The sequence below is a fragment of the Mycoplasmopsis bovigenitalium genome (genome assembly GCF_900660525.1).
In the GTDB taxonomy this organism is placed as follows: Bacteria; Bacillota_I; Bacilli_A; order Mycoplasmatales; family Metamycoplasmataceae; genus Mycoplasmopsis; species Mycoplasmopsis bovigenitalium.
In genome coordinates, this window is record NZ_LR214970.1 from 687430 (window position 1) to 702153 (window position 14724).

The 14724-nt window shown below is 30.2% G+C and carries 11 protein-coding genes and 8 tRNA genes; 6 read left to right on the plus strand and 13 right to left on the minus strand.

Going from position 1 to position 14724, the window contains the following annotated elements:
• Nucleotides 1–152: 152 nt before the first annotated feature.
• Entirely contained in the window at nucleotides 153–1295 is a 1143-nt protein-coding gene (metK, locus tag EXC34_RS02980; protein WP_129687845.1) for a methionine adenosyltransferase, read from the minus strand.
• A gap of 327 nt (nucleotides 1296–1622) precedes the next feature.
• Between metK and rpmF the strand changes: the two genes are divergently transcribed.
• The 4 genes from rpmF to eno all read left to right on the plus strand — a co-directional run bounded on the left by rpmF (nucleotide 1623) and on the right by eno (nucleotide 5989).
• Complete coding sequence (gene rpmF / locus EXC34_RS02985; RefSeq protein ID WP_004421481.1) at nucleotides 1623–1823, plus strand: 50S ribosomal protein L32; 201 nt, start codon at nucleotides 1623–1625, stop codon at nucleotides 1821–1823.
• A gap of 93 nt (nucleotides 1824–1916) precedes the next feature.
• Nucleotides 1917–3488, plus strand: a complete 1572-nt coding sequence (locus EXC34_RS02990) for a hypothetical protein (RefSeq protein WP_129687846.1) — start codon at nucleotides 1917–1919, stop codon at nucleotides 3486–3488.
• Nucleotides 3466–4602: a tRNA uracil 4-sulfurtransferase ThiI gene (gene thiI, locus EXC34_RS02995; protein ID WP_129687847.1), complete on the plus strand. Its 1137-nt coding sequence runs from the start codon at nucleotides 3466–3468 to the stop codon at nucleotides 4600–4602. Before EXC34_RS02990 ends, thiI begins: the two co-directional genes overlap by 23 nt.
• A gap of 13 nt (nucleotides 4603–4615) precedes the next feature.
• A complete protein-coding gene (gene eno / locus EXC34_RS03000; protein WP_129687848.1) occupies nucleotides 4616–5989 on the plus strand; it encodes a phosphopyruvate hydratase in 1374 nt (457 codons plus the stop codon).
• A 76-nt stretch (nucleotides 5990–6065) separates the two neighbouring features.
• Here the strand turns inward: eno and EXC34_RS03005 are convergent, their stop codons facing one another.
• The 10 genes from EXC34_RS03005 to EXC34_RS03050 all read right to left on the minus strand — a co-directional run bounded on the left by EXC34_RS03005 (nucleotide 6066) and on the right by EXC34_RS03050 (nucleotide 10265).
• A complete protein-coding gene (locus tag EXC34_RS03005; protein ID WP_129687849.1) occupies nucleotides 6066–6731 on the minus strand; it encodes a signal peptidase II in 666 nt (221 codons plus the stop codon).
• Complete coding sequence (gene ileS, locus EXC34_RS03010) at nucleotides 6724–9399, minus strand: isoleucine--tRNA ligase (RefSeq protein ID WP_129687850.1); 2676 nt, start codon at nucleotides 9397–9399, stop codon at nucleotides 6724–6726. Before ileS ends, EXC34_RS03005 begins: the two co-directional genes overlap by 8 nt.
• Nucleotides 9400–9556: 157 nt before the next feature.
• Nucleotides 9557–9632, minus strand: a tRNA-Phe gene (locus EXC34_RS03015).
• 3 nt (nucleotides 9633–9635) lie between these two features.
• Nucleotides 9636–9712 (minus strand) — tRNA-Asp (locus EXC34_RS03020).
• A 3-nt stretch (nucleotides 9713–9715) separates the two neighbouring features.
• Nucleotides 9716–9792, minus strand: a tRNA-Met gene (locus tag EXC34_RS03025).
• 38 nt (nucleotides 9793–9830) lie between these two features.
• A tRNA-Ser gene (locus EXC34_RS03030) sits at nucleotides 9831–9923 on the minus strand.
• A 1-nt stretch (nucleotide 9924) separates the two neighbouring features.
• Nucleotides 9925–10000 (minus strand) — tRNA-Ile (locus EXC34_RS03035).
• Between the two features lie 25 nt (nucleotides 10001–10025).
• Nucleotides 10026–10102: transfer RNA gene (locus EXC34_RS03040), tRNA-Met, on the minus strand.
• A 4-nt stretch (nucleotides 10103–10106) separates the two neighbouring features.
• A tRNA-Ala gene (locus tag EXC34_RS03045) sits at nucleotides 10107–10183 on the minus strand.
• A 5-nt stretch (nucleotides 10184–10188) separates the two neighbouring features.
• A tRNA-Pro gene (locus EXC34_RS03050) sits at nucleotides 10189–10265 on the minus strand.
• A gap of 150 nt (nucleotides 10266–10415) precedes the next feature.
• Here EXC34_RS03050 and EXC34_RS03055 point away from each other — a divergent pair.
• A complete protein-coding gene (locus tag EXC34_RS03055) occupies nucleotides 10416–11456 on the plus strand; it encodes an HAD family hydrolase (protein ID WP_129687851.1) in 1041 nt (346 codons plus the stop codon).
• Between the two features lie 71 nt (nucleotides 11457–11527).
• Here the strand turns inward: EXC34_RS03055 and EXC34_RS03060 are convergent, their stop codons facing one another.
• Nucleotides 11528–12871: a M17 family metallopeptidase gene (locus tag EXC34_RS03060; RefSeq protein ID WP_129687852.1), complete on the minus strand. Its 1344-nt coding sequence runs from the start codon at nucleotides 12869–12871 to the stop codon at nucleotides 11528–11530.
• A gap of 109 nt (nucleotides 12872–12980) precedes the next feature.
• On the opposite strand from EXC34_RS03060, the gene EXC34_RS03065 reads away from it, so the two are divergent.
• Nucleotides 12981–13640, plus strand: a complete 660-nt coding sequence (locus tag EXC34_RS03065) for a hypothetical protein (protein ID WP_129687853.1) — start codon at nucleotides 12981–12983, stop codon at nucleotides 13638–13640.
• Between the two features lie 11 nt (nucleotides 13641–13651).
• Here EXC34_RS03065 and gap read toward each other — a convergent pair whose 3' ends face one another.
• Nucleotides 13652–14659, minus strand: coding sequence for a type I glyceraldehyde-3-phosphate dehydrogenase (gap, locus tag EXC34_RS03070; protein ID WP_004421463.1), 1008 nt, complete (start codon nucleotides 14657–14659; stop codon nucleotides 13652–13654).
• Between the last annotated feature and the right edge of the window lie 65 nt (nucleotides 14660–14724).

Genomic DNA, 14724 nt, shown 5'->3' on the forward strand with positions numbered 1-14724 from the left:
TCTTTGCGCTCTTCTTAAATCTCTTGCTTGTTCTTTTTGTAGTTTGTGCAATCTTTTTGCTGCACGTTCTTTGTTTTTTTGTCTAACAATTTTTCTCATATTTTCCTCATTTATTTATAAATTATAAGTTTATTTTAACATAAACAAGATATTTAGAAAATTCTTTCTTTAACATATTCTTCTATTTCTTTGACTTTGTTCAATCTCTCTCACGGAAGATCTAAATCATCTCTACCAAAGTGGCCAAAATAACTAGTTTGTTGATAAATTGGATTTCTTAATTCCAATTGTTCAATAATAGCAGCTGGTCTTAGATCAAACAAATTGTTTATAACTTCTTTAATAAGATCTCTTTCAACTTTTTCTGTTCCAAAAGTATAAACACTTACTGAAACTGGTTTAGAAATTCCTATCGCATAAGAAACTTGTATCTCAATTCGTTCCGCAAGTCTTGCGGCTACTAAATTTTTAGCTATTCAACGGCAAGCATATGCAGCAGATCTATCAACTTTTGTACAATCCTTCCCGCTAAATGCTCCGCCGCCATGTCTAGCTGCGCCTCCATATGTATCAACTATAATTTTTCTGCCTGTTAATCCAGTGTCCCCAACTGGCCCGCCAATAACAAATCTGCCGGTAGGATTAATTAAAATTTTGTCACAATTTTTGAATCCATATTTTTCCAAAACAATTGAAATAATATTGTTTTTCACAAATTTTTTGAATTCTTTTTCATCATAATTTTCATCATGTTGTATTGACATTAAAACAGTATCAATTTTTGTTTCTTCATAATCAGTATAATCAACAGTAACTTGACTCTTCATATCAGCTTTCGCTCACTTAAACTTGCCTTCAATTCTCAATTTATCAGCATATTTTACAAGGTCATGTGCAATCGAAATAGCTAGAGGCATATATGTTTTTGTTTCGGTAGTTGCATAGCCAAACATAATACCTTGGTCGCCTGCGCCAATTTCATTATTTTCTAGTGCAACACCTTGGCTAATGTCTGAACTTTGTTTTTTAATGTCTGTAATAATTTTTAATTGCTCTGAATAGTAACCTAATTTAATTAAAATATTTTTAGCAATTTCAACTGCATCTACATTGGCGCTTGCATAAACCTCACCGCCAATTAATAAAACATTACCAGTAGCAACGGTTTCAATTGCTACTCGCGCATATTTATCTTGAAAAATATATGCGTCTAAAATTGCATCAGAAATTTGATCACAAACTTTATCAGGGTGTCCTTGGCCAACACTTTCGGAAGTAAATAATTTTTTATTCATAATATAAAAAAGCTCCTTTTAGTTAAAAACAAAAGAGCTCTTTTCACAATCTTATTAGAACATGTTGGAGAAATCTCCCTAACAATCCACCTTCCTTAGAGGGGTTGGCATGCCTCAATGCTGTCAAGCTAAGCAACTCTTTATGTTTAAATAAATAATAAACTATTATCACTTTTTTGATAGTATTTTTTCGGATTTTAAATTGATTTTTCGGTTAAAAACCACCCTAATTTTTTATTTTCATTTTATCTAATTTATCTTATAATTACATTACGTTATTTAAATATAAATAATTAAGATCTTAACAAAATATTTAAGGAGGAAAATATGGCTATAGTTCCAAAACGTAAAACGTCTAAACAACGTAAACATAAAAGACGTACACACCATGCGTTAATTCCACAAAACCTTGTAGACTGCAAAAATTGTTCAAACAAAATTCAACAACACAAAGTTTGCCAATTCTGTGGCTTTTATAAAGAAAAAATCGTTGAAGGTTACAAAAGTATCAATTCACGTACCCAATAATAATCCAGTGCACTTATAATCTGCTTTGCAGATTTTTTTAATATTAAAATTAATATAATAAAATATAAATAAACTATATTTTAAAGAGGAATTATGTGATACAAATATTTTCTTCCAGTCGTTATTATTGCTTGTTTTATTGCATTAATTGCAGTAGTATTTTTAATTATAAGAAATGGCAAACTACAAAATTACAAAGATAACATAAGCAAAATAAGTGCTCAAATTGTTAAAAATAATTCAAATAACAGAGCAGCAATTGCAAGAATTAAACATCTATCAAAAGATTCAAATAGATACCAAAGTGATTTAAGTAAATTGGGAACTATATCAAAAAATATTGAAAATATCACAATAAAATTACAAGAATCTAAAAATAATTTTTTAGAATCTCTAAAAAAATATAATTTAACTATTTGCAAGAAGAATTATTTAAATTTTATTTCCGCTCATAAAGAATATATAGCCTTAAATTCTGAATTTTCTGCTATTAGCGACACAATAAATAAACACTTAAACGTGATTGAAAATGTTGTACTTAATTCCTTTGAACTTTTAAAGCAACTTGATAAAAAGTTAGATGCGAATAAAAATAATTTATCGGTTTCCCACCCTTTACTAAAAAAAGAATTAGCGGAACTTAAAGGAATAACCATTGAACTTGAAAGTCAAAAAAATTCTCGCAACTTACGCGATGTTTCATCAATTTTAACAGAGCAATCAAAACGTCTAACTGCTTTTGCAGAAAAAATAAGTCATATTGAATCTATAGAATGATTAGTATTTAAATATATGCCTAAAACTATTGAAAAAGTAAAAGAATCAGGAAAAATTAAAGACTCAATTGACAGTATTGAAAATGATCTTTTAACAATGCAATCAAACTTCAAAAATAGATTTTTTCAAGATAATTTAATGGATGCAAAGAAAATGTTAAATCAAATTAATATATTAATTAAGGAAGAAGAATTTGAGGAAGAATTCAAACAATTTGCAATAAAAACAATATCAGATTTAAAACAATCTTTAAATAATGCAAGAGAAAAATTGAGTGAAATTAGCCAAAAAGTTAAAATTGCTAAAAACAAAGATATATCACAATATTATGAGGCATTAAATAATTTTGATACACAGTTGAATGAATCAAAAGACAATGATATTTTGCAATTAACAGTCTTGGTAAGTTCAATTTACAAATTCATACTTGATATTAACAAAATAATATATATCGATACAAAGTTAAATAAAAAATCAGAATATTTACACTATTTATTAAGAATGTTAGAAGTTTGATATATAAAAATAATTTCATTGAAAAATTCAATGGAAAATTCAATGGAAAATCAAGCAAAATTTAACGAATTAATTAATATTTACGAAACATTACAACAAACACAAGTTAAACTAACCAAATTTGATATAAAACAGCTTTCAAACAAACTTATTGAAGTTTATCAAATAGCAATGACAAGCAAAATTTATTACGCAATGTCAATCAACTTAATAAATAAATTATTGCCACTCAGACTAGATAACGAAAATATTGATAAAAAAATTAGATTAGCAAACTCATATTTAAAGGAATTTAAGTATAAACAAGCTTTTAAAATGTTGCATGACACAATAAACAAGGAGAAATTGAATGTACACAAAAATATTAATTAGATATGGTGAATTAACTTTAAAAGGGAAAAATAGACAAAATTTTATAGACATTTTATCAAGAAATGTTTCAAGCACCCTTGGTGAAAAACCACAATCAAAATATGATCGAATGTTTGTTAGTTATTCACTTGATAATCTTGAAAAACTTGGCAACGTCTTTGGAATAAGCTCATTTTCTCCTGTTATTGAAGTTGAAAATAATATTGATGAAATATTCAATGCAGCAAAACAATTAGTTTCTGACGATACACAAACATTTAAAGTATCAGCTCGAAGATCTAATAAAGGTTTTGAGCTTAATTCTTCCCAAATCAATACAAAATTAGGTGGATTCATACTATCAAATTTCCCATCAATAAAGGTTGATGTACACAATCCAGAAAAAAATATCAATGTTGAAGTAAGAGAAAAATCAACATTTATATTCACTGAAACAATCAGAGGTCTAGGCGGACTGCCTGTTGGTGTTTCAGGCAGGGTTTTACACTTGATGAGTGGCGGAATTGACTCACCAGTTGCCGCATTTGAGCTAATGAAGAGAGGGCTTGAAGTAACTTTTCTTTCATTTATTTCTCCACCCCAAACTGATGAACGAACTGTTAATAAAATGAAAAATCTAATAAATGTATTGAGTAAATACCAACAAAAATCAAACTTGATTTTAATTGATTATTCACAAATTCTAAATTACATCTCTCTTGTTTCAAACCCCTCTTTTAAAATAACGTTGCTAAGAAGAAGTTTTTATAGACTTGCGTCAATGTGAGCTGATAAACAAGGTTACACAGCTCTTTCAAATGGTGAAAATTTAGGACAGGTTGCTTCGCAAACTCTAGAGTCATTATCGGTAATAAATGACTCATCAAGCAAATTAGTTTTAAGACCATTACTAACAAAAGATAAGGTTGAAACTATTGATATTGCAAAAAAAATTGGCACTTATGAAATAAGTATCATTCCAGCAAATGAAACATGCGAGTTATTTGCTCCAAAAGAGCCGGTTACTAAACCTAAATTAACTCAAGTTGAGAGACTAGAAAATGAACTTTCTGAATTAAAAAATTTTGAATGTAATATAATTGAAAAAAATGTTGAAATTATCAAAATAAAATAATAAAGGAGCAAATATGTCGAAAATTATTGATATTTATGCAAGAGAAATATTGGATTCAAGAGGCAATCCAACAATAGCTGTTCAAGTTGTAACAGAATTAGATGCAATTGGTGTTGCAATGGTTCCTTCTGGAGCTTCAACTGGCACTAGAGAGGCTTGTGAATTAAGAGACAAAGAATTTCCTGAATTTGCTGATAACTGATTTGGTGGCAAAGGTGTTATGAAAGCCGTTACAAATGTTAACGAAATTATTGCACCAGAAATTATTGGTTTCGAAGTTAGTGACCAAAGAGGCATTGACTTAAGAATGATTGAATTAGATGGCACAAAAAACAAAACAAAATTGGGTGCAAATGCAATTCTTGGTGTTTCACTAGCAGTAGCTCGTGCCGCTGCAAATGAATGTGGTTTACCACTATACAAATACATCGGTGGAACAAATGCAAGAACATTGCCAGTGCCAATGTTAAATGTTATGAATGGTGGCGCTCACTCTTCAAACACTGTTGATATGCAAGAATTTATGATTATGCCAGTTGGTGCAAAATCATTTAGAGAAGCATTGCAAATGGCTAATAAGGTATTCCACAACCTAGGTAAACTTCTTAAAAAAGAACACGGAACAACTGTTGGTGATGAAGGTGGATATGCTCCAAACTTAAAATCACATGAAGAAGTTCTAGATTACATGGTTCAAGCAATTAAAGCTGCTGGACTTGTTCCTGCAACTTCAGGAGACAAAGCTGTTGCTATTGCGATGGATCCTGCCTCAAGTGAATTTTATGATGAAAAATCAAAAAAATATGTATTCAAAAAATTAAAACAAGCTATTGAAGAAAAACGTCCTGGTTTTGAACACCTAAAAGATGTTAAACTTGAATACACAACCGAAGAAATGGTTGATTATTATGAAAAACTAGTTAACCAATACCCTATCATTTCAATTGAAGACGGTTTAGCTGAAAGCGACTGAGATGGTTTCAAATTAATGAAAAAACGTCTAGGTGATAGATTACAAATCGTTGGAGATGACTTAACAGTTACAAACCAAGAAATTTTAAGAGAAGCAATCAAAAAAGATGTTATGAACTCAATTCTTATTAAATTAAACCAAATTGGTTCATTAACTGAAACATTAGACACAATGGAATTAGCTCATAAAGCTGGATTTACCTGTGTTGTATCACACCGTTCAGGTGAAACAGAAGACACAACAATAGCTGATCTTGCAGTTGCCTTAAATACTGGACAAATTAAAACAGGTTCACTATCTAGAACTGACCGTATTGCAAAATACAATAGACTACTTGAAATTGAAGATGAATTAGGTGAAACCTCAAAATTTGATGGGGATAAAACATATTTTAACCTAAAAAGACACGTTTAAACTTTGTTTATAACTTTAAATAAATTACGTATAGACCTTAATTTAGTCTATACGTTTTTTATACAAAAAAAGAAGCCTAGGCTTCTTTGTTATCATCATTAGAAACATTTGTAGTTTCGATATTTTCATTTGTAGAAACATAATTATTTTTCTTTTGCTCTTTGATGTATTCAATAATAATTTCAGTAATAAAGTAAATTATTAATCCAACAGCACCAATCACAAGAAATACGTCAGCAAAGTTAAATGTACCTAGTTCTCTACCACTTCATTTTTCAAGAAAAGCAGCAAAAACTATATCTTTAACGTAGCCTGAAAACATAAATCTGTCAAGCATATTGCCAACATCACCAGCGGCAATGCATGCAAATAAAATTACACTAATTTTTGAATCTACAAAAAATGGCACAAAGCATAAAGCTATAAAAATTAAAACACTAATAATTTGGATTAAAACAATTGTTAGCTTACTTTTATCAGGAATAATTGTAACACCATGATGTGATACTGAGCGAAATCCTAAAATGGCTCCTTGGTAAATTACTGTTGGATCGCCTTCAAATTTTGATTCATCTTTTCACCTAAAAATGAATGTTTTTGTCAATTGGTCAATTAAAATAGCGATTAAACAAACACCAACAAATATTGCATAATTAATCAATATTTTGTTTTTATGATTTTTAAATCTGTCTCTAAATAATTGCACAAAACTTTGAAATTTTGTTTGTTGTTGATTATTCATTTACGTCTCCTAGCGAAGCAATAACCTCATTGCAAAGTTCACATAAATCGTCAACGATTTGTTGTTTAACAAAATGATTTCAACATCTTTGACATTTAACTGAATCAAATGTTTCAACCTTAAATTCCTCACCAAATTCAACAAGTCCAACCATTAATAATTGTTTTAAATCAAGCGACATAATAAACTCAGATTCTGGTTTAATTGTAAGTTTGACTTCATTGCTACGTTTTACAATGCCTTCTTTTATCGCTTTTTCAATCGCTAAGTTAACTTTATCTCTCAAAATAAAGAATTCATTTCATTTTTCGATAACTGCATAATCAACTTCATTTTCTCTTTGAATTTTTTCCAAATGAACTGAAATTTGTTTATTTTTCTTATCAAAGAAATTATATGCGTCTTCAGATGTTGTTGGCATAATAGGTGCCAATATAGTAATTAGAAACTCTAAAATTTCATAATAGTTGGTAAGCGTCATTAATCTGTTTGCGGAATTCGACTGTTCTACATAAATAATGTCTTTTGTAAAGTTTAAATAGAAACTTGAAAGCTCAATAACATAATTGCTAATTAGTTTAATACCATTCATAAATTTATATTCATCAAATGATTTTAAAACTTCTTTACGAACATGCTCTAGATTGTTTTTTATGTATGAATGCACACCTTTTCTTGGATAATTAGCATCATATTCAAAGCCATTTACATTCGCAAGCAAGAACTTAATTGTGTTTCTTATTTTTCTGTATAAATCAGAATTTTGATTGATTATAGTATCTGAAATAGAAACATCATTTGTATATTCACTATTTGCAACTCATAAACGAAGAATGTCGGCACCGTGTTTTTCAATAACTTTTAATGGGTCAACTGTGTTGCCCTTTGATTTTGACATTTTTTCGCCTTTACCATCTAAAACAAAACCGTGTGAAATTAAATTTTTGTATGGAGAATTACCACTAAAAGCAACTGAATTTATCAACGATGAATTGAATCAACCACGGTATTGATCGCTACCTTCTAAATATAAATCAAATGGTGCTTTTATATTTTCAATATCAACTGCTATTGAAGTTGATCCTGAATCAAATCAAACATCCATTATGTCCATTTCTTTTGTAAAATGTTTATTTTGGTAATTTTTAGGAAGTAATTTGTCTGCATCTCATTCTCATCAAATATCTGCTCCATGGTTTTCAATTAATTCAATAACATGGTCAAAAATTTCTTTTTCAAAAACAGGATTTGATTCAGAATCATAGAAAATAATTATTGGCACACCCCATGTTCTTTGGCGAGATATTGTTCAGTCATTATGATTTGTAATCATATTGCTTAAACGTTTTTTAGCTCATTCTGGATAAGCATTTATTGTATTAATTTGCTCTAAAATTTGTGTTTTGATTTTCTCAATTGAAATAAATCATTGAGGAGTTCCTCTGAAAATAATTGGTTTATGTGTTCTTCAATCGTGCGGATACGAGTGATTTATTTTAGAAGCGCTAATTAAATTTTTTGAATTTGTTAAATCTTCAATAATTATATTATCAGCTTTTGAATAGTATTGACCCGCATATTGCAGACCTGATTGATTGATTTTACCATCATCATCAATGTGCATGATTTTATTAAGTGAATATTTATTGCCGATTAAAAAGTCATCTTCACCAAATAATGGAGCTATATGAACTAAACCACTACCAGATTCTAATGTGACATGGTGGCCAAAAACAACTGGGCAAATTTCTTTGTTTAGCGGACTAACATATTTTGTGTCAACTAGGTCACTTGCATTTACGTTTGCAATGATTTCAAAGTTTTCTCAACCGAATATGGTGCTTGTTTTTTCTACTAAGTCACTAGCAATAACATATTTAGTATCGTCTTTTTGGACAATTGAATATTTAAAAGACTCGCCAATGGCTACCCCTGAGTTTGCAATTAAAGTCCAAGGAGTTGTAGTTCAAATAACAAGTTTATCTCCTTTTGATAAAAATTCGCAAGGAGTGCTTTCGATATCAAAGCCAACAAAAATAGATGGACTATCGATATCTTTATATTCAACTTCAGCCTCAGCTAAGGCAGATTGAGAAGATGGTGATCAATAAACTGGTTTTAATCCTTTGTAAACCAACCCATCAAAAACCATTTTTCTAAATAATCTCAATTGTTGTGCAACAAATTTAGGATCCAAGGTTACATAATACTTGCTAAAATCTGTTAAAAGCTGCATTTGTTTAAATTGATTCATTTGTTTTTCAACTTGACTTAAAGCATATTCTTTAGCTTTTTTTCTTAATTCTAGAGGCGTCAACTCATTTTTGGTTAAGTGTGCATCCTCAAGCATTTTATGTTCAATTGGCAAACCATGTGTATCTCAACCAGGAATAAATGGAGCATAAAAACCGTTCATTGATTTATAACGAACAATAATATCTTTTAAAATTTTATTTAATGCATGGCCAATATGCAAGTTTCCATTTGCATATGGTGGGCCATCGTGAAGAATAAAGCTTGGATTATTTTTGTTGTTCTCCAATACTAATTGATAGATTTTGTTATCTAATCATCTTTGTCTGAACTCAGGTTCTTTGCTTACTAAATTAGCACGCATTTCAAACCCGGTGCTTGGCATATTTAATGTATCTTTGTAGTTTTTTGACATAATGCTCCTTAATATTTAATATTTATATTATATATAAAATTAATAATTTAATATTCATAATGTATAACAACAATTTTTGTGACTTTTTTTACCAATTCAATTGAAAAATGAATGAATTAGAAAATAAAAAAGCCGACAGGCGGCGATTTTCATCATATGGTGGCTCCGGCAGGAATCGAACCAGCGACACACGGAGCTTCAATCCGTTGCTCTACCTACTGAGCTACAGAGCCTAATGGCGGTCCAGACGGGAATTGAACCCGCGATCTCCTCCGTGACAGGGAGGCGTATTAAACCACTTTACCACTGGACCATTTGGTGGCGGAGGTTGGACTTGAACCAACGACCTCAGGGTTATGAGCCCTGCGAGATACCGAGCTTCTCCACTCCGCGATATGAGTTGGTGTTAAGGTGCCTATAAAATAGGCGAATGGCGGGTGATGAGGGATTTGAACCCCCGCGGGCCGTGAAGCCCCTGCTAGTTTTCAAGACTAGTCCCTTCAGCCAGACTTGGGTAATCACCCGTGGTGGACCTAACTGGATTCGAACCGGTAACCGACCGGTTATGAGCCGGTTGCTCTAACCGTTGAGCTATAGGTCCATAACAGTTAGAATTTTCCATATAATGGTAGCGTCGAAGAGAGTCGAACTCTTGACCTTCCGGGTATGAACCGGACGCTCTAACCAACTGAGCTACAACGCCATAATGGTGGAGGATATGGGATTCGAACCCACCACCCCCTGCGTGCAAGGCAGGTGCTCTAGCCAAATGAGCTAATCCCCCAAAAATGGTGAAGAAGACAGGATTTGAACCTGCGACCACTTGGTCCCAAACCAAGCGCTCTACCAAGCTGAGCTACTTCTCCGCTTGTCTCTTTTTAACTAAAAAGCATAGTTATTATAACACATAAAAATAATTTCAAAATAAAAACAAATTTTTTTAAAATCAAACACTGCTTAATAAATAACTAATAAATAATGCAATATAATATTAATAAATATTTGCGGAGAGTAAAATGAAAAAACAATTTTTTTTAAATAACCAAGATTTTATTAATTTTAACAAAAATTTAATACTGAGTTTTGACGAATTTAAGTTAAAAACTGGCTTATCCGATTTAAACAATATAAACTTGTTTACTATTTTTAGAATAATAAATCAAGAAAATAATGAATACTTTTTTGCAAAAATATCCAAAATTGACGAAAATGTTCAATTCAAAAAAGTAATTCTGAGTTTAGATGATTTTGATACCTTTGTTTTTGATATGGACGGCACCTTATTAGATAATAATAAAAAAATAGTAGAAAAAAACCTTGTAGCATTAAACAAATTAAGAGAAAAGGGCAAAAATATTTGCATTGCTACTGGAAGAGCAATATTTATGCTTGATAAATATTTAGACCAAATTCCTTATAACTTACCATTTCTTTGTGCAAACGGTTCAATGGTTTATGATCATAAATCATTGAATTTGATTTCTGAATCAAAAATTGATAAAAATGTTGCTTACAAAATAATGGATAAATGTCATGAATTAAATTTAGGCTACTATGTATTTTTGCCAAGCACTCTAATTGGCATGAATGTTGAAAACACTTCTGAGTATAAATTAAGAAGATATGACCAAACACTAAAACCAGGTCAATGAGACTTAAATGTTGATAGAAGTTATTTTGATGATAAAACCATCTGCAAAATATTAATTAGTTTTGAGCCAGAGGAGCAACAACAAGATTTAGATAAAATAGCTGAATTTATCAAAAATTTCAATCAAATAATTGGAGTACAAACTCAAAAAAATTTCTTTGATATAGGTGAACCTTGCTCAAAAGCGTCAGCTCTTGTTTTCATTTCCGATAAATATAATATTAATTTAGAAAAAACTGTAGCATTTGGCGATGCAAATAATGATGCTCCAACATTTGATGTTGTTGCGTTATCTTGCGCGCCATCAAACTCAATGCCTAATGCAATTAACAAAGCCACGTTTGTTTCAAAACAAGATAATAATTCAGCTTGAATAAATGATTTTATTGAGCAAAATTTTCAATAGCAAAAAAACACAAATTTTCCTTATTTGTGTTTTTTTCAATTCATTTTGTAAAATCAAAAACTTCAATTTAATTATTTTTGAATTGCAAACTCAACCAATGTATCAATTAATACACCCATCGGTTTACCTTTAATATCTGCTGTACCCGCAATGTCACAATGAATGAATGGAACATTGTTTGTAAATTCTTTTAAAAACATTGCTGCAGTATTATGGTCTGAAGTTTCGTCATTATTGTAATTATTTAAATCAGCAACTAAGCTTGCAGTATTTGGCTTGTGAAAGTCTTCATGAAGAGGCATTCTTCAAACTTTTTCGTGAGCAATTTTTGCAGATTTATTAAATATATTTCAATTTTCTTCGTCAGTTGAGTAAATTCCAGAATATTCACTACCTAGTGTTCTACTCATTGCGCCGGTTAATGTGGCAATATCAACAAGAGTTGTTGCATTAAGTTTTGTTGCGCCATAATATAAGCCATCTGCCAACACTAAACGACCTTCAGCATCAGTATCAGTAACCTCAACACTAATTCCAGCCATTGATTCATACACATTTTCAGGTAGTGAGGCATCTCCATCTTGTCTATTATCAGTAATGCACATAATTGCTGCTACATTTTTTTTGACTTTTAATTCCGCTACGGCTTTAACTGTGTATGCTGCAATTACAGAGCCAGACATATCATATTTCATGCCTTCCATGTGATAACCTTTGGTATTCATACCACCAGTATCAAATGTTATACCTTTACCTACATAAACAATTTTGTCTTTTGACTCTTTATTTCCATTGTATTCGACAATCACAACTCGAGGAGGATGAGTTGATCCTTTGTTAACAGAAAGAAGCAATCCCATATTCAATTCTTCAATTTGTTTTTTATTTAAAACGGTTATTTCTAAATCGGGATTTGTTGAAAAATCATTTCTTATATACTCAGCAAGCATTTTTGAATTACAATGATTTTCTGGCATTATTTGCAAGTTTCTGATTGAATTTTTATTCAAAGCAATAATTGCATATTTTTGAGCAAGCGCAGTAAATGAATCATTTGGAAGTAGGAATGTGAATTGATTTTTATTTTTTACATCTTTCTTTTTATTAAATAAGTTTGCTCCATAAAAAATAACACGAGAAATAAAAGCTTTTAGAACATCATCCATATTGACTTTTTGCGAAACAAAGCTTTCAAGGTCAATTTGATAATCACGGTTATTATTAACGATTTTGTTGTCAATTAATTTTACCAATTCAAAGTAATCTAATTCTTTTTCGATAAAAATGTAAGCCTCATTTTTATCGATAAACTCAGTTATAAACCCGTCCTTTTGAGCTACATTTGGTATATTATTTTTGTAGCATGCTTTTAAAAGCATTTTATCGTCTCTTATTGTAGTGTAAAACTTAATCATTTGAACCTCCGTTTATTCAATTATAATTAAACTTTTTAATAATAAAGCTATCTTATTTATTATTTTTTCCTTTTTTAAGTTCATTAAAATTTTGTGTTTATTTAATAGTATGAAAATAGATAATAATAATTTCAAAAATATTGTAAAAGACTTTTTTAGGTCATTTTGCAGCATTGAATCATTTAGCTTTATGCATTGAATTAACGAAAGAAAACAACAAATTAAATTGATATTAGTTTGAACAAAACTGTTCTTTTTTCATGCTCTTGGATTATCGAGCATAAAAAAGAAAAAAATGAATAATTGTACAATGAATGAGTTTGTTGCTAAAGTTATCAATGGTGAGTGAACATTTGAATATATTTGGTCTAAATTAAATAAAAATCAAAAGACAAAATTTGTTAAGAAAATTCGTTGTATTGCTATATTTAACAGTTTTGTAAAAAATGAAAAAACTGCGAAAAGTTTTAAGATTAAACAAGTGAATCAAACAAATAATGTATATGGCAAATCAGAGTGTTTAATAAACATTGAAAACAGCGGTCAATATATTCAAATTTTATGCAAAATTGGCAATAAATATGGTTTAGATATCAATACACATAGGTCAATATATTGAAATGATAAGAAAAATATAAGACATATTGTTGCTGTGCCAATCAGCATAAAATTATTCAAAAATTCAAAGCAAAATTTTACCAATTCATTGAAAATTGATTGAATTTTTAAAAATTATAAAAGTAATTTAATAATTAAAAACGAGCCTTAGCTCGTTAATTATTAAGATAATTTTGCAAAATGAATTGTTGTTCTAACTAGTTGTGATACATATGACATTTCATTATCGTATCAAGCAAAAACTTTATAAATTCTTTGTCCATTTGCTTCTTGAATTTTAGTTAGAGTGGCATCAAAAATAGATCCAGCATGTGAGTTTATAATGTCTGATGAAACAATTTCGTCAGTATTATAAATAAATGATTCATTTGCGGCTTTTTTGAATGCAGCGTGTAATTCATCTAAAGTAGGTTGTTTTTCTAATTGAACTGTTAAGTCAATGATTGAGCCTGTGATTGTAGGAACACGAAGTGCTGAACCATCTAATTTTCCTGTTGCTTCAGGAACAACTAGACCAATTGCTCTTGCGGCTCCTGTTGAAGAAGGAACAATATTCATTGCTGCTGAACGCGCTCTTCTTAAATCTCCTTTACGGTGAGGACCGTCTTGAAGCATTTGGTCTCCTGTAAATGAGTGGATTGTTGTCATGTAACCATTGATTAAACCAAAGTTATCAACTAAAACTTTAACCACTGGTGCTAAACCATTAGTTGTACATGATGCCGCTGAAGCAATTTTGTCGTCTTTATTCAATTCTTGGTGGTTTACGTTGTAAACAACTGTTTTAACATCGCTACCTGCTGGCGCTGAAACAAGAACTTTTTTAGCACCTGCGATAATGTGTTTATTTGCTAAATCTTTTTTGGTGAAAAAGCCTGTACATTCAAGAACAACATCGATTTCTAAATCTTTTCAAGGCAAGTTTTCAGGATCTTTTTCCGCAAAAACTTTAATTTCTTTTCCGTCTACAACGATTGCATTTTCTTTTACTTGAACATCGTGATTTAAAACACCAAATGCTGTATCATATTTTAATAAGTGTGCAAGCATACGAGGATCTGTTAAGTCGTTAACTGCAACTACTTCAACATCTTGATTTTTAGTTTCTAATAAGTGACGTAATGTTAAGCGGCCAATACGTCCAAAGCCGTTAATAGCTATTTTTTTCATTATATGCCTCCATATATCTTGTAATAATTTTACTTTTTTTAATACATATTATTTTTTGCAGCATT